The sequence below is a fragment of the Sphingobium lactosutens genome (genome assembly GCF_013393185.1).
Lineage (GTDB): Bacteria > Pseudomonadota > Alphaproteobacteria > Sphingomonadales > Sphingomonadaceae > Sphingobium > Sphingobium lactosutens_A.
This window is the reverse complement of sequence record NZ_QJQX01000031.1, coordinates 83,095-103,701: the sequence shown is the minus strand read 5'-3', so window position 1 is coordinate 103,701 and position 20,607 is coordinate 83,095. Positions and strand designations below refer to the sequence as shown.

At 66.0% G+C, this 20,607-nt stretch carries 23 protein-coding genes; 11 read left to right on the top strand and 12 right to left on the bottom strand.

All coding sequences use genetic code 11. The features are described 5' to 3' along the window. Positions 1–33 precede the first annotated feature (33 nt). From DM806_RS04700 to rpmI, 4 genes are all read right to left on the bottom strand, one after another. Entirely contained in the window at positions 34–360 is a 327-nt protein-coding gene (locus DM806_RS04700) for a GIY-YIG nuclease family protein (protein WP_179042072.1), read from the bottom strand. A 48-nt stretch (positions 361–408) separates the two neighbouring features. Beyond that, on the bottom strand, positions 409–1,026 hold the full coding sequence (locus DM806_RS04695; RefSeq protein WP_179042071.1) for a LysE family translocator: 618 nt from the start codon (positions 1,024–1,026) through the stop codon (positions 409–411). Positions 1,027–1,247: 221 nt separating this feature from the next. Then, entirely contained in the window at positions 1,248–1,610 is a 363-nt protein-coding gene (gene rplT / locus DM806_RS04690; RefSeq protein WP_179042070.1) for a 50S ribosomal protein L20, read from the bottom strand. A gap of 13 nt (positions 1,611–1,623) precedes the next feature. Next, positions 1,624–1,827, bottom strand: coding sequence for a 50S ribosomal protein L35 (gene rpmI / locus DM806_RS04685; protein ID WP_056690492.1), 204 nt, complete (start codon positions 1,825–1,827; stop codon positions 1,624–1,626). A 160-nt stretch (positions 1,828–1,987) separates the two neighbouring features. Here rpmI and DM806_RS04680 point away from each other — a divergent pair, with 160 nt between their 5' ends. From DM806_RS04680 to DM806_RS04670, 3 genes are all read left to right on the top strand, one after another. Further along, positions 1,988–4,138 (top strand): AsmA family protein, encoded by a 2,151-nt coding sequence (locus tag DM806_RS04680; protein WP_179042069.1) that lies wholly within the window; start codon positions 1,988–1,990, stop codon positions 4,136–4,138. Positions 4,139–4,204: 66 nt separating this feature from the next. Next, positions 4,205–4,618, top strand: coding sequence for a VOC family protein (locus DM806_RS04675; protein WP_179042068.1), 414 nt, complete (start codon positions 4,205–4,207; stop codon positions 4,616–4,618). Between the two features lie 3 nt (positions 4,619–4,621). Beyond that, positions 4,622–5,161 carry an O-acetyl-ADP-ribose deacetylase gene (locus tag DM806_RS04670; protein ID WP_179042067.1) on the top strand — a complete coding sequence of 180 codons (540 nt, stop codon included), beginning with the start codon at positions 4,622–4,624 and terminating at the stop codon, positions 5,159–5,161. Here DM806_RS04670 and hisN read toward each other — a convergent pair. Next, complete coding sequence (hisN, locus tag DM806_RS04665) at positions 5,155–6,000, bottom strand: histidinol-phosphatase (RefSeq protein WP_179042066.1); 846 nt, start codon at positions 5,998–6,000, stop codon at positions 5,155–5,157. The two genes, DM806_RS04670 and hisN, sit on opposite strands and share 7 nt — an antisense overlap. 73 nt (positions 6,001–6,073) lie before the next feature. Here hisN and DM806_RS04660 point away from each other — a divergent pair, with 73 nt between their 5' ends. Continuing rightward, entirely contained in the window at positions 6,074–6,502 is a 429-nt protein-coding gene (locus tag DM806_RS04660) for a VOC family protein (RefSeq protein WP_179042065.1), read from the top strand. Positions 6,503–6,551: 49 nt separating this feature from the next. Next, on the top strand, positions 6,552–6,788 hold the full coding sequence (locus DM806_RS04655; RefSeq protein WP_179042064.1) for a hypothetical protein: 237 nt from the start codon (positions 6,552–6,554) through the stop codon (positions 6,786–6,788). Positions 6,789–6,925: 137 nt separating this feature from the next. Here DM806_RS04655 and DM806_RS04650 read toward each other — a convergent pair whose 3' ends face one another. Then, positions 6,926–7,861, bottom strand: coding sequence for a ribose-phosphate pyrophosphokinase (locus tag DM806_RS04650; protein WP_179042063.1), 936 nt, complete (start codon positions 7,859–7,861; stop codon positions 6,926–6,928). 224 nt (positions 7,862–8,085) lie between these two features. On the opposite strand from DM806_RS04650, the gene DM806_RS04645 reads away from it, so the two are divergent. Beyond that, on the top strand, positions 8,086–9,747 hold the full coding sequence (locus DM806_RS04645; RefSeq protein WP_179042062.1) for an NAD+ synthase: 1,662 nt from the start codon (positions 8,086–8,088) through the stop codon (positions 9,745–9,747). A 122-nt stretch (positions 9,748–9,869) separates the two neighbouring features. Next, positions 9,870–11,198 carry a glutamate--tRNA ligase gene (gltX, locus tag DM806_RS04640; protein ID WP_179042061.1) on the top strand — a complete coding sequence of 443 codons (1,329 nt, stop codon included), beginning with the start codon at positions 9,870–9,872 and terminating at the stop codon, positions 11,196–11,198. A gap of 25 nt (positions 11,199–11,223) precedes the next feature. On the opposite strand, the gene DM806_RS04635 is transcribed toward gltX, so the two are convergent. The 3 genes from DM806_RS04635 to DM806_RS04625 all read right to left on the bottom strand — a co-directional run bounded on the left by DM806_RS04635 (position 11,224) and on the right by DM806_RS04625 (position 13,247). Then, positions 11,224–11,544, bottom strand: a complete 321-nt coding sequence (locus tag DM806_RS04635) for a hypothetical protein (RefSeq protein WP_179042060.1) — start codon at positions 11,542–11,544, stop codon at positions 11,224–11,226. A 660-nt stretch (positions 11,545–12,204) separates the two neighbouring features. Further along, the gene (locus tag DM806_RS04630) at positions 12,205–12,579 is read right to left on the bottom strand and encodes a hypothetical protein (protein ID WP_179042059.1); all 375 of its coding nucleotides are present in this window, start codon (positions 12,577–12,579) and stop codon (positions 12,205–12,207) included. Next, positions 12,576–13,247 carry an EI24 domain-containing protein gene (locus DM806_RS04625; protein WP_179042058.1) on the bottom strand — a complete coding sequence of 224 codons (672 nt, stop codon included), beginning with the start codon at positions 13,245–13,247 and terminating at the stop codon, positions 12,576–12,578. Before DM806_RS04625 ends, DM806_RS04630 begins: the two co-directional genes overlap by 4 nt. Before the next feature lie 112 nt (positions 13,248–13,359). Between DM806_RS04625 and DM806_RS04620 the strand changes: the two genes are divergently transcribed. After that, positions 13,360–14,361, top strand: a complete 1,002-nt coding sequence (locus DM806_RS04620; protein WP_179042057.1) for an adenosine kinase — start codon at positions 13,360–13,362, stop codon at positions 14,359–14,361. 99 nt (positions 14,362–14,460) lie between these two features. Here DM806_RS04620 and DM806_RS04615 read toward each other — a convergent pair whose 3' ends face one another. Genes DM806_RS04615 through tsaD form a run of 3 tightly spaced genes read right to left on the bottom strand, consistent with a single transcriptional unit; the run spans position 14,461 to position 18,053 of the window. Continuing rightward, on the bottom strand, positions 14,461–16,005 hold the full coding sequence (locus tag DM806_RS04615; RefSeq protein ID WP_256869101.1) for a lipopolysaccharide biosynthesis protein: 1,545 nt from the start codon (positions 16,003–16,005) through the stop codon (positions 14,461–14,463). A gap of 45 nt (positions 16,006–16,050) precedes the next feature. Continuing rightward, the gene (locus DM806_RS04610) at positions 16,051–17,022 is read right to left on the bottom strand and encodes an NAD(P)H-dependent glycerol-3-phosphate dehydrogenase (RefSeq protein ID WP_179042056.1); all 972 of its coding nucleotides are present in this window, start codon (positions 17,020–17,022) and stop codon (positions 16,051–16,053) included. Then, complete coding sequence (gene tsaD / locus DM806_RS04605) at positions 17,019–18,053, bottom strand: tRNA (adenosine(37)-N6)-threonylcarbamoyltransferase complex transferase subunit TsaD (protein ID WP_179042055.1); 1,035 nt, start codon at positions 18,051–18,053, stop codon at positions 17,019–17,021. Before tsaD ends, DM806_RS04610 begins: the two co-directional genes overlap by 4 nt. A 44-nt stretch (positions 18,054–18,097) precedes the next feature. Here tsaD and hemC point away from each other — a divergent pair, with 44 nt between their 5' ends. Genes hemC through DM806_RS04590 form a run of 3 tightly spaced genes read left to right on the top strand, consistent with a single transcriptional unit; the run spans position 18,098 to position 20,594 of the window. Further along, complete coding sequence (gene hemC, locus DM806_RS04600) at positions 18,098–19,024, top strand: hydroxymethylbilane synthase (protein WP_179042054.1); 927 nt, start codon at positions 18,098–18,100, stop codon at positions 19,022–19,024. Then, positions 19,021–19,704 carry a uroporphyrinogen-III synthase gene (locus DM806_RS04595; protein WP_179042053.1) on the top strand — a complete coding sequence of 228 codons (684 nt, stop codon included), beginning with the start codon at positions 19,021–19,023 and terminating at the stop codon, positions 19,702–19,704. Before hemC ends, DM806_RS04595 begins: the two co-directional genes overlap by 4 nt. Next, positions 19,701–20,594, top strand: a complete 894-nt coding sequence (locus DM806_RS04590; RefSeq protein WP_256869100.1) for a hypothetical protein — start codon at positions 19,701–19,703, stop codon at positions 20,592–20,594. Before DM806_RS04595 ends, DM806_RS04590 begins: the two co-directional genes overlap by 4 nt. Positions 20,595–20,607 lie beyond the last annotated feature (13 nt).

Below are 20,607 nucleotides of genomic sequence, written 5' to 3'. Positions count from 1 at the left end.
GCGAAAGCGGGAACCCATCTCCCGACCTGCCGGTCAGTCGCTACGTAAAGAGGACAAAGGCTCAAAGCCAAAGCCCAGCGCCAGATCATCCCAATCGGGATTGCCGGCTTCGATCAGCTCGATCTTCCTCTGTCTGTTCCATTTCTTAATCCGCTTTTCCCGCAGGATGGCGCTGTCCATGCTGTCATGCGGTTCGAACCAGACCAGGCGCTTGACGCCGTAGTCTTTCGTGAAGCCTTGGATCAAGCCGTTTCGATGTTCGTAGAGCCGCTTTATGAGATCGGCGGTGACGCCCGTGTAGAGGGTGCCGTTGCGACGGCTGGCGAGGATGTAGACGGTTGGGCTGATCTCGCGCGCCATAGTCACCTCAGGAGATGGGTTCCCGCTTTCGCGGGAATGACGTGGCCTTTATGCTCTGGCCCCCAGCAGCGCGCCGCCAAAGCCGATGAACAGCAACCCGGTGCCGCGGTTGAACAGCTTCTGCCGGTTGACGGGTTCGAGCCAGCGGGCGAGGCGCAGGCCGCCCAACGCGTAGACGCCATACCAGAAGCTTTCGATCATCACGAAGCTGGCGATCAGGATCGCGAGCTGCAACCAGAAGGGGCGCTCCAGGTCGATGAACTGGGGGAAGAGCGCGGCGGCGAAGATGATCAGCTTGGGGTTGGCGAGGCCGGTCAGCAGCCCGGTGCCATAGAGGGCGCGGGCCGAGCGGGCGTTGGTCGCGCTCGCTTCACCGCCGCCCACGGGCGCGCGCCAGGCCTTGATCCCCAACCAGACGAGATAGGCGACGCCGGCATAGCGCAGCACGTCGAACAGGCGCGGCGACGCCTTCAACAATGCGCCAAGGCCAAGCGCCGAGGCGATCAGGCACAGCAGCACCGCGCTCATCAGACCCGCCATCGTGGCTGTCGCCTTGCGCGGGCCATGGGCGATGCTCTGCGTCATGACATGCAGCATGTTGGGGCCGGGCGTGGCCGAGATCAGGAAGACCGCCGTAACGTACAACCACCAGAGATGCAGCGACATGGGATGGTTCCTTCGGAAATTCCGGCTGCCAAACTCCGTTCGCTTCGAGCCCTTCGACTGCCTACAAGGCAGGCGCTCAGGACAGGCTGCGTCGAGAAGCGGCGGGCGCGGTGCAAGGCGTTTCTCGACACGCTCGAAACGAACGAAGGTCGAGTAAAACAAAAAGGGCGCCGAAGGCATCTGCCCCGGCGCCCTTTTGACGATCTTGCGATCGATCAGCCTCAGGCTGCGGGCAGCGCAGCCTTCGCCTGGGCGATGATGGCGCTAAACGCCTCGCCTTCGTGCATCGCGATGTCGGCCAGAACCTTCCGGTCCAGCTCCACGCCGGCCAGCTTCAGGCCGTGCATGAACTGCGAATAGGTCAGGCCTTCAGCGCGGACGCCCGCGTTGATGCGCTGGATCCACAGGCCACGGAAGGTGCGCTTCTTGACCTTGCGGTCGCGGTAAGCGTACTGGCCGGCCTTTTCGACGGCCTGGCGGGCGACACGGATCGTATTCTTGCGACGGCCATAATAGCCCTTCGCCTGTTCCAGGATCCGCTTGTGCTTGGCGCGGGTGGTTACACCACGTTTGACGCGTGCCATGTGCCTCTACTCCTTACTTCAGGCCGTAGGGCGCCCACAGGCGCACATGGGCAACATCCGAATCCGACAGCACGCTGGTGCCGCGGTTCTGGCGAATATATTTTGCGTTGTGGCTGATCAGGCGGTGGCGCTTGCCAGCGACGCCGTGCTTGACCTTGCCGGTGGCGGTGAACTTGAAGCGCTTCTTCACACCGCTCTTGGTCTTCATCTTGGGCATTTTCGTCTCCTTTTGCAGCGCGACGATTACAGACAGCCACGGCAGCCCTAGTTAGCCGGGCGGTCTCACTGAATATCGCGAACGGCGCGCATAGTCGGGCGCGTCCGCAAAAGCAAGCGATTCGGACCCAATGCCTGGATCGCGGCGTTCATGCCCTGCCATGGCTGATGTCGATCCTCTCATGCGCCCGGCGCCAACCTCCGGATGGCGGCCCCATGCCCGCCGTGCGCGGGAGCGCTGGCGCCGCCTACCGCTGGTCGTGCGCATCTTGCTGTGGATCGTCGGCACCCTCTTTGCGCTCTGGCTGATCCTGTTCGTCACCAAGGGGCGGTTCCTGAAACATCCGTTCGAGCGGATCGTCGGCGGCCAACTGGAGCGGCAGGTCCGCGTCAGCGGCGATTTCCAGCTCTATTTCGCCCCGATCAGCATCAGGTTCCGTGCCGAGGGGCTGCGCATCGCCAACCTGCCCTGGGCCAGCCGCCGGGATCTGTTTCGCGCCGACCTGATCGACATGCGGATCGCGCCGCTCAGCCTGATCTTCGGCCGCCAGTATCGGATCAAATGGCTCGAACTGCACAACGCCGCCGCCGACCTCGAATGGTCGCGCGACCGGGCGCATAATACATGGACGCTGGGCGATCCCGATCGCAAGGGCGAGCCGATGACGCTGCCTCTGATCCGCCGCGCACTGCTGGCGGGCACGACGCTGCGCTATCGCGATCCGGTGATGCAACTGTCCACGGACATCGGGTTCGAAACGGTGCGCGCGCAGGACACACGCTTTACCCACGATATCCGCTTTTCCGGCAAAGGCACGATGCGCGACCGTCCCTTCACCCTGGCCGGGGGCTTGCTGTCGCCCAACGCGACCGTGACGGGCGGCAAGAACAATCTGTCGGCGCGCGCCGTGGCCGGGGCGACCGCGCTGGAGGTGAGCGGCACGCTGCCCGGCGCGACCGAGCTGGAGGGCAGCGACCTCAGGCTGGTAACGACCGGTCCCAATCTCCGCCTGCTGTTCGATTTCCTGGGCGTCGCCATCCCCGACACCCGCGCCTATCGCTTCACCTCTGCGCTGACCAAAGCGGGGGAGGAATGGCGCTTCATCCATCTGAAGGGCCGGTTCGGCGACAGCGATCTGGCCGGCAAGATGACCGTATCGCTGCCGAACAGCCGCCTGCTGATCGACGCCGACCTCGCCACGCAAAAACTCGACATCATCGATGTCGGTCCCTTCATCGGCTATGATCCGCAGCGGCTGGCGCAGGAAGGCGCGGGCGGCGCGATCGAAACGGTTGCCGGCACGCCCCGAATCCTGCCCGACGCCCCGCTCCGGGTCGAGGCGATCCGCAACTTCGACGCCAATGTCCGCTACAGCGTGAAGACGATCCGTGCGCCCAACCTGCCAATATCGAACGCGGCGGTGACGGTGAAGCTGGACCATAGCCTGCTCACCCTGTCGCCTTTGACCTTCGACATGTCGGGCGGCCATGTCGGCTCCGACATAGAGATCAACGCGCGCAATCGACCGGTGCGGACCGCTTACGACATCCGCCTGTCGCCCACGCCCATGGGCAAGCTGCTGGCGCGCTGGGGCGTGGAGGAATCGGGTACCAGCGGCACGATCAAGGCGCGGGTGCAGATGACGGGGCTTGGCGACACGCTGCATGATTCGCTCAGCACCGCGAACGGACGGATCGCGGTGATATTGCCCGCAGGCTCGATGTGGGCGCGCAACGTCCAGCTGTCCGAACTGGATGTCGGCACCTTCGTCACCAAGATGTTCTCCGGCAAGCTCAAGCAGCCGGTGGAGATCAACTGCGGCCTCATTGCCTTCACCGTGCGCAATGGTGTGGCGGCGGCCGACCCGATCCTCATAGACACGAAGAAGAATGTGATGCTCGGGCGCGGCGGCTTCTCCTTCCGCAATGAAAGCCTCGACCTCGCCTTCCGTGCCGATGGCAAGAAGATCAGCCTCTTTTCCGGCCAGTCGCCGGTCGGCGTCGGCGGCTATTTCGCGAAACCCGCCATCTCCGTTCTCTCGCCCGAACTGATGGCGCGCGGCGGGGCGGGCGCGGCGCTAGGCATCGTCGCCAGTCCGATCGCGGCGGCGCTCGCCTTCGTCGATGTGGGCGATGCCAAGGGCGCGGCCTGCGGCCCGGTGCTGGCCGGCGCGGACGCGCAGGCCCAGCGCACCAGGGGCGGCAAGCCGCGCGACGATGTCGGCCGCGGCACCACCGCCAAGGATGAAAAGGGCAGGGGCAAGGCCGGAGAGAAGAAGAAGCAGGACAGGAAATTCCTCGGCATCTTCTGATCGACTTCTGATCGGCGGGGCGCGGGTTTATCCTTCGCGGATAACGACTCGAAGAGGAGAGCGGCCGTGAGCGAAACACCCTTCACCATGCCCGGCGTCACCGCGCATCTCACCATCGGCGACGGCAAGGCGACCGAGGCGATCGATTTCTACAAAACAGCCTTCGGCGCGGTCGAGCAGACGAGGCATATCGCCGACGATGGCGAGCGGATCATGCACGCGCACCTCATCATCAACGACGGGCCATTGATGCTGAACGATCATTTCCACGAGATGACGGCGGGCGAACCGGTGCCGCCACCGGCCTGTGTCACGCTCCATCTGGAGGTCGACGATGCCGACACATGGTGGAACCGGGCCTTGTCGGCAGGCGCCAGTATCCGCTTTCCGATCGACAACCAGTTCTGGGGCGCGCGCTATGGCCAGCTCGTCGATCCGTTCGGCCATGTCTGGTCGATCGGCGGGCCGCTCAAGAGCTGAGCCATGATCGTCGGCGCGACCCGGTGGGAAGTGGTGACGGGCGACATCACCCGCAGCACGACTGACGCCATCGTCAACGCCGCCAACAATAGCTTGCTGGGTGGAGGCGGCGTCGATGGCGCGATTCACCGCGCCGCCGGGCCGGATCTGCTCGCCGAATGCCGCACCATCGGCGGCTGTCCGACCGGCGAGGCGCGGATCACGCGCGGCTATGACCTGCCTGCCCGCTATGTCATCCACACGGTGGGACCGGTCTGGAGCGGCGGCGGCCGGGGCGAGCGCGACCTGCTCGCCGGCTGCTACGCCCATTCGCTCAGCCTGGCGCGCCATCATGCGCTGCGCAGCATCGCCTTCCCGGCGATCTCGACCGGCGTCTACGGCTTTCCGAAGGATCAGGCGGCGCGGATCGCCGCAAGCGCCGTCGGTGCGGCGCTGCGCCGTGACCCCGACGCCTTCGACCTCATACGCTTCGTCTGCTTCGATGAGGCCGCCACCGCCCTGTTCGACGCGGCGGTCAGGGATGTGGCCTGCACCGATCAGTGATCGTGATGATGCCCATGCCTATGATTGTGCCCATGATCGTGGCCACGCCCGCCATCATGGATCGCCTCCAGCACATCCTCCAGCCGCGCCGGATCGCCCAGCGCCAGCACATGGCCTTCGCTGTCCGCCGTCAGCGGCTCCCCATTCCAGTCGCACATCAGGCCGCCCGCGCCCTCGACCACCGGCACCAGAGCCGCGAAGTCATAGCTTTGCAAGCCTGATTCGATGACGATGTCGAGGAAGCCCGAGGCGAGCAGCCCATAATTATAGCAGTCCCCGCCATAGACCGGTCCCTGGCGCGGCGACCCGCCCGACACCTTGGCCACCAGCGCCAAATAATGGGGCACGTCACCCTCGGCGAAGAGGTGCGGGCTGGTGGTGGCGATGCCGGCGCCTTCCAGCGCCTTGCACGCGCGGGTGCGCACCGGCTTGCCGTTGAAGGTGGTGGGCTGGCCCGACATGCCGGCCCAGCGTTCCTGTGCGATCGGCTGGTCGATGATGCCGATGGTCGGCCACCCGCTTTGCGTCAGCGCAATCAGCGTGCCGAAGATCGGCCGCCCGGCGATGAAGCTGCGCGTCCCATCGATGGGGTCGAGGATCCACACCCGCTCCGCATCGGTGCGGACCGATCCATATTCCTCGCCGATGATGCCATCGTCCGGCCGCTCCTTTTCCAGGATCGCGCGGATCGCGGCTTCGGCGGCGCGATCGGCCTCCGTCACCGGCGACTTGTCGGCCTTGATCTCCAGGTCGTAGCGCGCACGGAAAAAGGGGCGGATGGCCGCGCCGGCGGCGTCGGCCAGGCGATTGGCAAGCATGAGGTCGTCGCGGGTCGTCATGCCCATCGCCTAGCGGTTGGGGAGCGACTGCGCTAGACTGGTCGCATCTCGAATCCGATAAGAGGAGAGCAAGATGCCTGGTTCGCCCGTCATCCCGTGCCTGCGCTACACCAATGCGCCCGCCGCCATCGATTTCCTGTGCGACGCCTTCGGCTTCGAACGGCACGCCGTCTATCCCGACGATGCCGACCCGACCATCATCCATCATGCGCAGCTGGTGCTGGGTGACGGCATGGTGATGCTGGGCAGCGTCAAGGATATGGAGGGCGAATCGCTCTACACCTGGTCCACGGCGCGCGATCTGGGCGGCGTCACGGGGTGCGTCTATGTCGTGGTGCCCGATCCCGACGCCCATTGCCTCCATGCCCGCAACGAGGGCGCGGTGGTTGTGCAGGAACCAGCCGACAATGACGGCTATCCGGGCCGCGGCTACACGGCCCTCGATCCGGAAGGCAATGTCTGGAGCTTCGGCAGCTACGATCCCTGGGTTCCCATAAGTTAAGCCTTTCGAAACCCGGCCGTTCTAGCCTCCGACTTGGAAAGGAAGGGTCATGGCGCTGCTCGGCTGGATATTGAGCTTCATCTGCCTGCTTGCGGGCCTTGCGCTGCGGCAGGATCTGCCGATCGGCGGATCGATGACGATCTCCAACATCCTCATCGTCTTCGCGCTGCTCGCCTGCCCGATGATCTGGCGCGACCTGCCGCTGGGCGTGTCGCGCGGCCAGCGCATCACGGCGGGGCTGGCGCTGGTCTTCGCCCTGCCGCTGATCCTGTTCCCGGCGCATTGAGCGCAAAAAGAAAAGCCGCCGGCTTCCCGGCGGCTGCATGATTTTTTCGATCTGATCCGATCTTAGTCGAACAGGCTGGACACCGAAAGAGTTCGGCCGGACGATCCCCCGGATCGTCCGCCAGCCTGTTTTCCTTGTCAGTCAAACAGGCTGGACACCGAACTCTCGTCCGCGATGCGCTTGATCGCTTCGCCCAGCAGCGGGGCGATGGGCAGGTGACGGATGCGCTGGGCGCCGTTCACGGCATCGGTGCCCTGGATCGAGTCGGTGATGACCAGTTCCAGCAGTTCCGATGCCTCGACGCGCGCGACTGCGCCGCCCGACAGCACGCCATGGCTGACATAGGCGATCACGTCCTCGGCGCCCGCGGCCTTGAGCGCGGCGGCGGCGTTGCAGAGCGTGCCGGCCGAATCGACGATATCGTCGATCAGGATGCAGAAACGGCCCTTCACGTCGCCGATGATGTTCATCACTTCCGACTCGCCCGCGCGCTCGCGACGCTTGTCGACGATGGCGAGCGGGGCGTTGTCGAGCCGCTTGGCCAGCGCACGGGCGCGCACCACACCGCCGACGTCGGGCGACACGACCATGATGTTCTTGTCGCCGAAGCGGGCCTGGATATCGGCCGACATCACCGGTGCGCCGAAAAGATTGTCGGTCGGAATGTCGAAGAAGCCCTGGATCTGACCGGCATGCAGATCGACGGACAGGACGCGGTCGGCGCCGGCGGTGGTGATCAGGTTGGCGACCAGCTTGGCCGAGATCGGCGTGCGCGGGCCGGGCTTCCGGTCCTGACGGGCATAACCGAAATAGGGGACGACGGCGGTGATTCGCTTGGCTGACGCGCGCTTCAGCGCATCGATCATGATCAGCAATTCCATCAGATTGTCGTTGGTCGGATAGGCCGTCGACTGGATCACGAACACGTCCTCGCCACGGACATTCTCATGAATTTCAACGAAAACCTCTTCGTCGGCGAAGCGACGGACGCTGGCGTCGGTCAGGGGGATTTCGATATAGTCGGCGATGGCGGCCGCAAGCGGCTTGTTCGAATTGCCGGTCATGAGTTTCATGGCGAAAACCCCCCAAACTGATTGGCGTGACGAATTGATGACGATGCGCGAAACGCGGCCCCTTTAGCGGCGCATGTCCGATGTGGAAAGGCGCTTTTGCGCCCTGCGACAAATATGGACCAAGCATTTTCAGAACGTGCGCGAAGCGGGCGTTCGGTTCGAAAATGCGGCATTGAAAAACAGAGCATTTTCGCAAGCAGCGAAAATGCTCTAGGGGCCGGACTATGACCGACAAACTCGTGATCGCGCTTGCGCAGATGACCCAGTCCGTGGGCGACCTCAAGGCCAATGCCGACGCCATGCTCGAATGGCGCGCGCGGGCGAAGGGCGCGGACCTCATCGTCTATCCCGAACTCCAGCTGATCGGCTATCCGCCCGAGGATCTGGTGCTCAAGCCCGCGCTGGTCGACCAGGCCAATTATCAGCTCGACCGGCTGGCGCAGGAAAGCGCCGATGGCGGTCCGGCGATGCTGGTGGGCACCGTCGTCGCCTCGCAGGGAGTCCTGTTCAACGTCGTCGCGCTGATCGACAATGGCGCGGTGACGGCGATCCGCCAGAAGCGCGAGCTGCCCAATTATGGCACGTTCGATGAAAAGCGCCTGTTCGCCCCCGGCCCTCTGCCCGCGCCGATCGACTTTCGCGGCGTGAAGATCGGCGTGCCGATCTGCGAGGATATCTGGTTCCCCTTCGTCACCGCGCATCTGCGCAGCGAGGGCGCGGAAATCCTGATCAGCCCCAATGGCAGCCCGTTCGAGGTCGACAAGGACGATCGCCGCCTGAATGCCGTCGCGGGCACCCGCGTGCGCGAAACCGGCCTGCCGCTCGTCTATCTCAATCGCGTTGGCGGGCAGGACGAGCTGGTGTTCGACGGCGCCTCCTTCGTCATGAACGGCGACCTCGGCATCGCGCACCAGATGCCCGACTGGGAAGAGGCGCTGACGCTCACCACATGGGAGAAATGGGACGGCCAGTGGGTCTGCCTGCCCGGCGAGAAGCATGACCTCGATCCGCGTCCGGCCGACATCTATAATGCGATGGTGCTGGGCCTGCGCGACTATGTGAACCGCAACCGCTTCCCCGGCGTGGTGCTGGGCCTGTCGGGCGGTATCGATTCCGCCCTGTCCGCCGCCGTCGCCGTCGATGCGCTGGGCGCCGATCGCGTCTGGTGCGTGATGATGCCCTCGCGCTTCACGTCGCAGGAGAGCCTGGACGATGCGGTCGAATGCGCGCGCCTGCTCGGCGTCCGCTACGACACCATCCCGATCGAGCCGGCCGTCGCCGCCTTCGATACGATGCTGGCCCCGACGTTCGAAGGTCGCAGCCGCGACCTGACCGAAGAGAATATCCAGTCGCGCATCCGCGGCGTGACCTTGATGGGCCTGTCCAACAAGTTCGGCCACATGCTGCTCACCACCGGCAACAAGAGCGAGATGTCGGTCGGCTATGCGACCATCTATGGCGACATGGCGGGCGGCTATTCGGTGCTGAAGGACGCCTACAAGACGACGGTGTTCGACCTGTGCCGCTGGCGGAACGCGAATGTCCCGTCGCTGGGTGAAGGGTTCGGCCCGGCCGGTCCGGTCATGCCCGACCGCGTCATCACCAAGCCGCCCAGCGCCGAACTGCGCGACAACCAGCGCGACGACGACAGCCTGCCGCCCTATGAGATACTCGACCCGATCCTCTACGGGCTGGTCGAGGAAGAATTGTCGGTCGACAAGCTGGTCGAGCGCGGTTTCGACAAGGAGACCGTCGCCCGGATCGAGCGATTGCTCTACATCGCCGAATATAAGCGCCGCCAGTCGCCGCCGGGCGTGAAGCTTGGCATCCGCAATTTCGGCCGCGACCGCCGCTATCCGATCACCAACGGTTTTCGGACGATTTAATAAGTGGAAAGGCCGTTCGTGCTGAGTAGGGGCTGAGCCTGTCGAAGCCCCGTATCGAAGCATCCTTCGATACGCCATTTCGACTTCGCTCAATGGCTGCTCAGGACGAACGGGTTGTATTTATGACCGTCATCACCCGCTTCGCCCCGTCGCCGACCGGCCACCTTCATGTCGGCAATATCCGCGCCGCGCTCCACAACTGGCTGTGGGCGCGCAAGTCTGCGGGCAAGTTCCTCCTGCGCCTCGACGATACCGATCTGGAGCGGTCGCGCCCCGAATATGCGGAATCGATCAAGGCCGACCTGCAATGGCTCGGCCTCCATTGGGATGGCGAGGAGAAACAGTCCGACCGTTTCGCCCTGTATGAAGCCCGGTTCGAGACGCTGAAAGCCTCCGGCCATGTCTACCCGGCCTATGAAACGAGCCAGGAACTGGATCTGCGCCGCAAGATACTGTTGGGGCGCGGCCTGCCGCCGGTCTATGATCGCGCTGCCCTGTCGCTGACAGCGGACCAGATCGCCGCCTTCGAAGCCGAAGGTCGCACGCCCCACTGGCGCTTCAAGCTGGACCATGACCAGCCGATCGTCTGGACCGACCTGATCCGCGGCGAGCAGCGCTTCGACCCGAAGCTGCTTTCGGACCCGGTGATCCGCCGCGCCGACGGCTCATGGCTCTACATGCTCCCTTCGATCATCGACGATGTCGACATGGGCGTCACCCATGTGCTGCGCGGCGAGGATCATGTGTCCAACACCGCGACCCAGATCCAGATGTTCGTGGCGCTCGGCGCGCCGCTGCCCCAATTCGCGCATGAGGCGCTGCTGACCGGCAGCGAGGGCAAGCTGTCCAAGCGTCTCGGCTCGCTCGGCGTCGCCCATTTCCGCGAGATCGGGCTGGAGCCGGCCGCCATCGCCTCGCTGCTCGCCCGCCTCGGCAGTTCGATGTCCGTAGAGCCGTTCGCCGACACGCAGCCCTTGATCGACAGTTTCGACTTCGCCCATTTCGGCCGGGCGCCGGCGCGCTTCGACGAGGGCGAACTCGCGACCCTCAACCAGAAGATCGTGCATCTCCTGCCCTATGAAGCGGTGGCCGATCGCCTGCCCGCGGGCATGGATGCCGCCGCCTGGAACGCCATCCGCCCCAATCTGGAGACGGTCGCCGGCGCGGCCGACTGGTGGCGCATCGTTACCGGCCCGATCGATGCGCCGGAAGCGGCGGCGGAAGATCGCGAATTCCTCGCCGCCGCCCATCGCCTCCTGTCGGACGCGCCCTTCGACGCCGATATCTGGCGCACGCTGACCGGCGCGCTCAAGGAGGAGACTGGCCGCAAGGGCAAGACGCTCTTCCTCCCCCTGCGCCGCGCGCTGACGGGCATGGACCACGGCCCCGATATGGCGCAACTGCTGCCGCTGATCGGCCGGGAGGAAGCGTTGGCGCGGCTCTCATCCTGACGGTCGAAAGCGACCAAAGCCAGACCTAATGTTTTAATCCTAAGCTGCCATAGAGCGGCTTGTCTGCTGACCAGCTTTCATGTTTCAGGTTTTTCCTCACATTCGCGTCGAAATCATCTACGGTGACTGATGACGTGAGCAGGACTTCTTTGCCTTGAGCGAAAGCCTCCTTTGCACATTTTTCGAGCGCCTGATGAAATGACCATGCAGCAACCTGCATCCAATCGTCGTCTCCCAACCGCTTTTCTAACGACCAGTAGATGTCATTCTGTTCGTTTTCCAGAATAGAGACTTCGGCTGGCCAAAGCTGCTTCACGCGATCGAACAGTTCCTGCGGATCAATCATTGATGGAGAGCCATTCCTATCGACACCTAGGCCATCGTATGTCAGCTAAAATATAGATGTCCACCTGAAGCGGACAGTCCGCTACCCACCCAAATTCGTCATTCCCGCGAAGGCGGGAACCCATCTCCTAACCTTGCATCGAGAGCCACGATGGGGAGATGGATCCCCGCCTCCGCGGGGAAGACGGTATAAAAGCACCTTCCGCCCCCCTTCTGCCAATCTGTTTCCTCTTTTTCCTTCTCCGCCTTCTCCGCCTTCTCCGCCTTCTCCGCGTCTCCGCGCGAACAATAAATCACGCGGAGGCGCGGAGGCGCGGAGAGGGGGGAGGAAAAGAAGGCTGACAGCGGTCTTGCCGACACTCATGCCGCCCTGATCCTATTCCTCTTCCAATGTAGGATTTCCTCTGATCTATCCTGTCCGATGGATCAGCACGCTCTTCCCCCGGTCATGATGACCATGGCGACGCGCGCCCGTGACCCGGCTGACGCGTCACCGGCGCGCGACAGGCGCGTCGACGTGACCCTGCAGACGCGCGAGGGGCGCGTCACAGGCGCGTGGGCGACGCGTCGGCGGCGCATGCCTGCCGAAAAACCCACGAAATGCGTCAGGAAAAAGCTCTGCGACGCTGTGAACTTCGGACCCGTGACCTTGCCGGTCGGCCTATTTCGCCTGCAACGCGCTCGCACACGCCGCCGGATCGACATCCGTTCCCGATGGCGACCGGGCATCCACATGCGTGACCACCGGCTCCTTGCCACGCGCCGGGGCGTAGAGATAGGCGTCGAGCACGCAGCGGCCATTGGCGAATTGCAGCTTGCGCACGGTCGTCTCGCGAATGTCGAGCCGCGGGGTGCCGAACATCTGGGTCAGCTTGCGCGCATCCGATCCCATCAACGGGCCGGGCCTGGTGAAGGCGCTGGCCGGCGGGCCGGGCGGCGGCTGGATCTGGGCCTGTGGCGGGGGCACGATCGCGCTCCCGCACGCCGCCAGAGGCAGGGCGAGGAGCGAGGCCAGGCCCGAACGGAGGGTCTTCATGATTTCGTCTTTCGTCCGAGCAGCATGTGGACCGCCATAGCCGCGCTGAAGATCGGTGCAAGCAGGTTGGCGACCGGCACCAGGAAGAGAATCGCCGAAACGAGGCCCATGAGCCACCGGCTGCCGCGCGCCATGGGCGGCAGGGCGGGATGACGCGGCTCGACCATGTCGGCCATGTCGCGGCCGAGCAGATAGGCGTTCAATGCCAGGAACAGCCCGACCGTCCCCACGCCCGTCACCAGCAGCAGCACATAGGCGGGCAGCGCGACCAGGTTCCAGCCGATCGTCCGCAGGAGCGAGCGACAAGCGAAACGCAGGCTGCGCGCCCAGCCGACCGGCCGGGCCGCAACCTGGGGATAATCGTCGCGCTCGACCACCTCGATAATATCGTCGGCGAACAGGCCCATCACCGCCATGGCGGTGGCGCGGAACAGCAGCCAGCCCGCCGCGACCATCACCAGCACGGTCGCGGTCGCTTCGCCAAGACCGCCCCACACGCCGTTCGTACCCCAGCCCCAATGCAGCCGCAGCGCATGAAATCCGGCCCAGAGCGCAGCGGCCAGCAGGCCGAACAGCAGCAAGGTCAGGATCAGCGTCTTCATCATCAGACGCAGCGCAGCGCCGTGGAAGATGGAGGGGAAAGCGCGCAGGGCGGCGGTCAGGACCATGGGTCCGCTATCCTCTTGCGTCGGCGCTCCGTCAATGAGTGCCGTTGCATGGGGGGCGCAGGCCCGGTAAAGCCCGTGAAATTTTATTTCCACCACAAGACAAGGATATTGCGTGACCGCCACTGCTCCCACGCTTGATGTCGTCGCGATCGGCAATGCGATCGTCGACGTTCTCGCCCGCAGCGACGATGGCTTCCTCGCCGAACATGCGCTGACCAAGGGCGGCATGCAGCTGATCGACGCCGCCATGGCCGAAACCCTCTATGCCGACATGCCGCAGGCCAAGGAAATCAGCGGCGGATCGGCCGCCAACACGCTGGCCGGCCTTGCCGCGCTGGGCAAGAAGTGCGGCTTCATCGGCCAGGTCAATGAGGACCAGCTCGGCGCGGTGTTCGCGCATGACGTGCGGGCGCTCGGCATCCGTTTCGACACGCCGGTCATGCATGGCGAAGTGCCGACCGCGCGCTGCCTCATACTGGTGACGCCCGACGCGCAGCGCACGATGAACACCTTCCTCGGCGCCTCGCAGTTTCTGCCCGAAGCGGCGGTCGATTTCGACCTGATCCGGTCAGCCAAGATCCTCTATCTCGAAGGCTATCTCTGGGATCCCGAGCAGCCCCGCGCGGCGATGCGGGCGGCGATCGACGCCGCGCGCGGCGCGGGCCGCAAGGTCGCCTTCACCCTGTCGGACAATTTCGTGATCGACCGGCATCGCGCCGACTTCATCGACCTGATCGACCAGGGGCTGATCGACATTCTCTTTTCGAACGAGGGCGAGATCCAGTCGCTGGCGCAAGTCGATGATTTCGACGCCGCGCTGGCCCGTTTCGCCGACAAGGTGCCGGTGCTGGTGTCGACCCGCAGCGAAAAGGGCGCGGTCGCCATCGTCGACGGCGTGCGCCATGAAGCGCCCGCCGCGCCGGTGTCGCAGATCATCGACACGACCGGCGCTGGCGACCTGTTCGCGTCGGGTTTCCTCGCCGCCCATATCGATGGTCGCAGCGTCGAGGATGCGCTGGCGCTGGGCGCCGCCGCGGCAGCCGAGGTGATCTCGCACTGGGGCGCGCGCCCCGAGGAAGATCTGGGCCAGATCCGCGACAGGCTGTTCGCGTAAGAATAGCTACATCCGTTCGCTTCGAGCGAAGTCGAGAAGCGGGAAGCGCTGAGCCAGCGTGTCTCCACTTCGCTCGACACGAACGGAAACTGAGTTTTATTATGCCGGCTTCTGCTTGCGGAACAGGGCGCGGTCGTCGGACCCGAAGCCCCAGCGCCAGATGACGAGGCCATAGGCGCCCAATATCGCCCAGACCCCGACCGCCAGTTCGACCCATTCGAACCGGGCCGGCAGCGCAACGAAGCCCGCACCGACGATGCAGGCGACCCCCGCCGCGCTCAGCAGCGGCCAACGCCAGGCGTTGATCGGCGCATCGAGCAGGCGCGACAGCAGCCGCGCCTTGACGAACGCCCCCAGCCCCAGCGCCAGACAGAGCGCGAGCGCGGGCGCGGCGGCGATCCACATTGGCGGCAACTGCATTTCCTTCGCCGCGAAGATCAGGGCGAAGCTGAAGGCCGCCTGACAGCCGATCATCACCAGCGAGATCATCAGGTTGCGATGGCGGGCGATATAGACCAGCGCCGATTCGCTGACGACCGCCGTGGCCGCAACCACTTCGGCCAGCAGCAGGAAGGCGAGCGCGCCGGTGCCGCCGACAAAATGCGGCCCGACCAGCCCCATCACCGCCTCGCCGGGGATGCCAAGCGCCAGCGCGATGCCGGCCTGCGCCGCGATGATCCAGAAGCCGACCTGGCTGACCTGCCGGGCAATGGCACCGAGATTATTCTCCGCAAGATTGCGGGTGATGACCGGGCCAAGAATGGGATCGAAGCTGGTCTTGAGCTTCTGCGGCAGCGACGCGACCTGCTGCGCGACATAATAGATGCCAATCACCGCCGGGCTGACGAACAGGCCCAGGATCGCCATGTCGAGCCGACGCGATCCCCATTCCACGCCGTCCGCCGCCGCCAGCGGCAAATTGCGCCGTGCCAGCCGCCAGAGCCGGCCGGCATCGGGGCGCCAGCCGCTCGGCAGGCCGTAATGGCGCAGCATCGGGATGATCGACGCGACCAGCGCGGCGATCATCGACACGGCATAGGAGAGGATCAGGCCATCGCGGGTGGAATAGAAGGCTAAGGCGAAGGCGCCGATGCTGATCGCCCATGGCTCGATTATGGATCGCGCCCGCACTGTCGCACCGACGTCGAAGCGATAGGCGCAGGCGGCCAGCGCCACGTCCGATCCCGCCACCGCGATCACGACCAGCGCCAGCAACCGGTCGAGGCCATTGACGCCGCTGTTCGGGAACATCGCATGGGGAAAGGCGACGAGGATCACCGATCCGAGCAGCGCGGCAAGGAGGGTCACAACCATCGCGTCGGTCACGACATGATTATGCGGCCGCTCGGTCTGGGACAGCGCACCGGCGAGGCCGCGCTTCAGGCCAAGCGTCGCGATCTGGGCGATGAACTCGACCACCAGCACGGCATAGGCGAAGCGGCCCAGCGCATCGGCGCCATACCAGCGGCCGGCGATGAACAAAAAGGGCAGACGCGCGGCCAGGCGCAGCAGGAAGCCGAACACATTGGTCCGCCCGCCCTTGGCGAGAGCGGCGATATCATCCCGGTCCTCTGGCCGGTCCTGAGCCGGCTGCTGGGGCAACGATGCTTCCGTCGCCAAAATCGCCTTGTCTCCCTGCGTCATTCGTTGATGTCGATTCTAGATGTTATGCGGCAAAAGCGCGATGGCTTATTCGGGGCGCAGCGGACGCGCGAGCAGCGCGTCAATGACCTGGCCCAGCGGCGCAGCATCGGCCAGCAGCGCACAGACTGCTTCCACCACCGGCATTTCCACGCCCGCCGCGCGAGCGGCGTCGCGCAGCACCGGTGCGGTATGCGCGCCCTCCGCCACGGTACGGCGGTTGGACAGCAGTTCGGCCGCGCTCGCGCCTTCGCCCAGCCCCTTGCCGAGCGAGAAGTTGCGTGAATTGGTGGAGGAGCAGGTCAGGACCAGATCGCCCAGCCCCGACAGACCGCCCAGCGTCTCCGCCCGTGCGCCGCGCGCCAGACCGAAGCGGGTCATTTCGGCAAAACCCCGGCTGATCAACGCCGCGCGGGCATTGAGGCCGAGACCCGCGCCTTCAGCAACGCCACAGGCGATGGCGAGCACATTCTTGACCGCGCCACCAATCTCCGCGCCGATGACGTCGTCGGACAGATAGGGGCGGAAGGACGGGCGAGCGATGCGGGCCGCAAGACGCTGGCCCAGTGACTTGTCCTCGCAGGCGAGCGTGATAGCGGTCGGCAGCCCCTTCGCCACTTCATGCGCGAAAGTCGGACCGGACAGGACGGCGATGGGCGAGGTCGGCTGCGCCTGCTGCGCCACTTCGGACATGAGCAGGCTGGTGCCCGCCTCTATCCCCTTCGAGCAAAGAACAAGCGGCACGCCGGCGGGCGCTTGGCGGACGACGCTGCGCAGATGCTGGGCGGGGCTGACCACCAGCAACATGTCGCATGTCCCAATGTCCGCCATCGCGCCGGTCGCCCGGATCGAGGGTGAAAGCGGGATATTGGGGAGGTAGAGCGGATTTTCCTGACCGCCGTTGATCGCGTCGACCACCTCCGGCTCCAGCGCCCACAGCGCCACGTCCTGTCCATCGCTGGCCAGCAATTGCGCCAGGGCCGTGCCCCATGCGCCCGCGCCGATGACTCCCGCTTTCATGCTTTCACTCCTGCTCCGCGCGCCTTTTCCGCCGCCGGGTCGAGCGGCCAGCGCGGCCGGGCGGGGACGGTGAGATCGTCGACCAGCCCCACGGCATAGCGCTCCGCGCCCGCCCAGGCGATCATCGCCGCATTGTCGGTACACAGCCACAGCGGCGGCGCGACAAAGGGCAGGTCATGAGCAGCGGCCAGCGATTCGAGTGCGGTGCGGATCGGCTGGTTGGCTGCGACACCGCCCGCCACGACCAGCGCCGTGACGCCCTCGCTTGCACCCAGCGCGCGGCGCGTGCGGTCGATCAGGCAGTCGATCACCGCCTGCTGGAAGGATGCGGCGATATCTTCGGTCGAATATTGGCCGGACTGGACTGCGCGCATCACCGCGCTCTTGAGGCCCGCGAAGGAGAAGTGCGGCTCCGCCGTGCCGACCAGCGGGCGCGGCAGCGGCACCGCCTTCGCATTGCCCTGCGCTGCTGCCTTCTCGACCTGAGGGCCGCCGGGATAGCCAAGGCCCAGCAGCTTCGCCGTCTTGTCGAACGCCTCGCCCGCCGCATCATCGATGGTGGTGGCCAGCCGCGCATAGTCGCCCGGCCCCTTCACATGGAGCAGCTGGCAATGGCCGCCCGATACCAGCAGCAGCAGATAGGGGAATTGCAGATTTCGGTCGGCGAGGCGCGGCGAGAGCGCATGGCCCTCCAGATGATTGACCGCCACCAGCGGCTTGCCCGCCGCATGGGCGAGCGCCTTGCCGGTGACGAGGCCGACCATCACGCCGCCGATCAGGCCCGGCCCGGCGGTCGCGGCGATCACGTCCACGTCCGCCAGCGTCATCTCTGCATCGGCCAGCGCCGCTTCGATCAGGGGGGCAAGCGCCTCCACATGCGCGCGCGCCGCGATTTCGGGCACGACCCCGCCATAGGGGCGGTGCGCCTCTTCCTGCGTCGCGAGGCGATGCGCCAATATGCGGCCGTCGGCCGTCACCAGCGCAGCCGCGGTTTCGTCGCAGCTTGATTCCAGGCCGAGAATGATGGTCATTGCCGCTTCCATCTAATGCCCGTGGACATTAGAGCAAGCCGCATATGCTTTTCACCGACCGACCGTTGCGCCTGGGCACCAGGGGATCGCCGCTCGCGCTGGCGCAGGCGCGCCTGACCGCTCAGGCCTTGTGCGCCGCCCATGGCTGGGCTGACGGAGCCATCCGGATCGTCACCGTGCAGACCAGCGGCGACCGGATTCAGGACCGGGCGCTGGCCGATATCGGCGGCAAGGCGCTGTGGACCAAGGAGCTGGACCGGGCGCTGGTGGCGGGAGAGATCGACTTTTCGGTTCATAGCATGAAGGATGTGGAGACGGCGCGCCCCGCCGCCTTCCGTATCGCCGCCATGCTGCCGCGTGCCGATGTGCGCGACAAGCTGGTGGGGGTGGAGCATTTCGACGCGCTCCCCGACAATCCGTTGGTGGGCACCAGTTCGCCGCGCCGCGCCGCGCAGGTAAAAAGGCTGCGGCCCGATGCGACCATCAGCCTGTTCCGCGGCAATGTCGCGACGCGCCTCGCCAAGCTGGCGGCGGGCGATGTCCACGCGACTCTGCTGGCCGCCGCGGGTCTTGACCGGCTGGACCAGAGCGGCGTCGGGACGCTGATCCCGATCGACATGATGCTGCCCGCCCCGTCGCAGGGCGCGGTCGGGATCGAGGCGCTGGCCGACAACGCGCCGGTGCTTGCAGCACTGAACGCCATCAACGATCTGGACACATATGACGCGGTGATGACCGAGCGCGCGGTGTTGCGCGGCCTCGGCGGAACATGCCATTCGCCGATCGCGGCGCTAGCGCTGGTCGAGGGCGACGGTCTGTTCCTGCGCGCCGAGATCATCAGCCCCGACGGCACTGAGACGGTGCGCGAGGAAGCCCGGCTGACGCGCGGCGACGAGGCGGCGGCGGAGGCCATCGGCCGCACGCTGCTGGACCGCGCCAGCCCGGCATTGCGCGCGCTGTTCGAGGCGTGAGACGCGTCCTTATCCTGCGGCCAGAACCGGCGGCGGGCAGGACCGCCGTGAAAGCGCGGGCGCTGGGGATGGATGCGGTGCTGCATCCGCTGTTCGCGCCACAGCCGATCGACTGGGCGCCGCCCGTGCCGGAGGATTTCGACGCGCTGCTGCTGACCAGCGCCAATGGCGTGCATCTCGCTGGACCGGCCTTGCTCCATTATCGTGGCCTGCCTGCCTACGCGGTCGGCGCGACCACGGCACAGGCGCTGACCGAGGCCGGCTTTCCCGACATCAGGGTCGGAACACGCGACGGCAGCGCGATCGCGGCGCAGATCGCGGTGGACGGTCATGTCCGCGTCCTGCATCTGGCCGGCACGACGGTCGCGCCGATGTGGACCGGGCCGATCGAGATCACCCGCATTCCCGTCTATGCCATGACCGGCCTGCCCGCCAACCCCGCCCTGATCGAGGATGCCGTGCCCGGCGCCATCCTGCTGGTCCATTCGCCCCGCGCTGGCGAAAGACTGGCGGCGCAGATGCCGCAAGCGCAGCGCGCCGGCCTTCATCTGGTCGCCATCAGCGCTGCGGCGCTGGCGATGTGCGGCGATGGCTGGGCCAGCGCGCAGGCGCCGGACCAGCCGCAAGATGACGAGATGCTGGCTCTCGCCCTGCGTTTGTGCGAAGGACATGCGCAATGACAGACGAAGGGGTCAGCATGAACGACGGGGACGGGGTGGCCAGCACGACCGTAACACCGCCGCCCGCACGCAGGCGCAATATTCTGCCGATATTGATCCTCACGCTGCTGGCCTTTGCCCTGGGCGTCGCGCTGACCGCCTGGGCCTGGCCGCAGATCCAGCGTCGCTGGGGCGATCCCCAGATCCAGCCCGCCGCAACCCAGCCGCTCGCCGTTGGCGCCCTGCCCAGCGTTGCACCCCGTCCGCTGACCGCCGACACCGCACAGATGCTTGACGGGCGGGTCGTGCAGCTGGAGGAACGGCTGACCCGCATCACGGTTGAGGCGCAGGCGGCATCGGCCAATGCGGCGCGCGCCGAAGGGCTGCTGGTCGCCTTCGCCGCCCGCCGCGCGCTCGATAATGGCGCGCCGCTCGGCTATATCGAGGGGCAGTTGCGCCTGCGCTTCGGTCAGGCCCAGCCGCGCGCCGTCGCCACCATCATCAATGCGGCGCGCGAGCCGGTGACGCTGGCCGACCTGCGCGCCGGGCTTGCCGACATCGGCGCCATCGTCACCACCCCGCCGGGCGATGCCGGCTGGTGGGAAGCGTTGCGCCATGAGGCCCGCGAACTCATCACCATCCATAAGGCGTCCACCCCCTCGCCCCGTCCGCAGGCAGCCTATGAGCGCGCCCTGCGCTATCTCGACGGTGGCCGGGTCAGCGCGTCGCTCGCCGAGGTGGAGCATATGCCGGGGCGGGCCGTTGCCGAGCGCTGGGTCCAGATGGCCCGCCGCTACATGGAAGCCCGCCGCGCGCTCGACCTCATAGAAACCGCCGCGATCCTCGAACCGCGCACCCTGCGGACCACCGAAGGAGAGCCGATCGCCCAGACATCCCCGCTGGCGCCCTGATTCGGCTGTCACA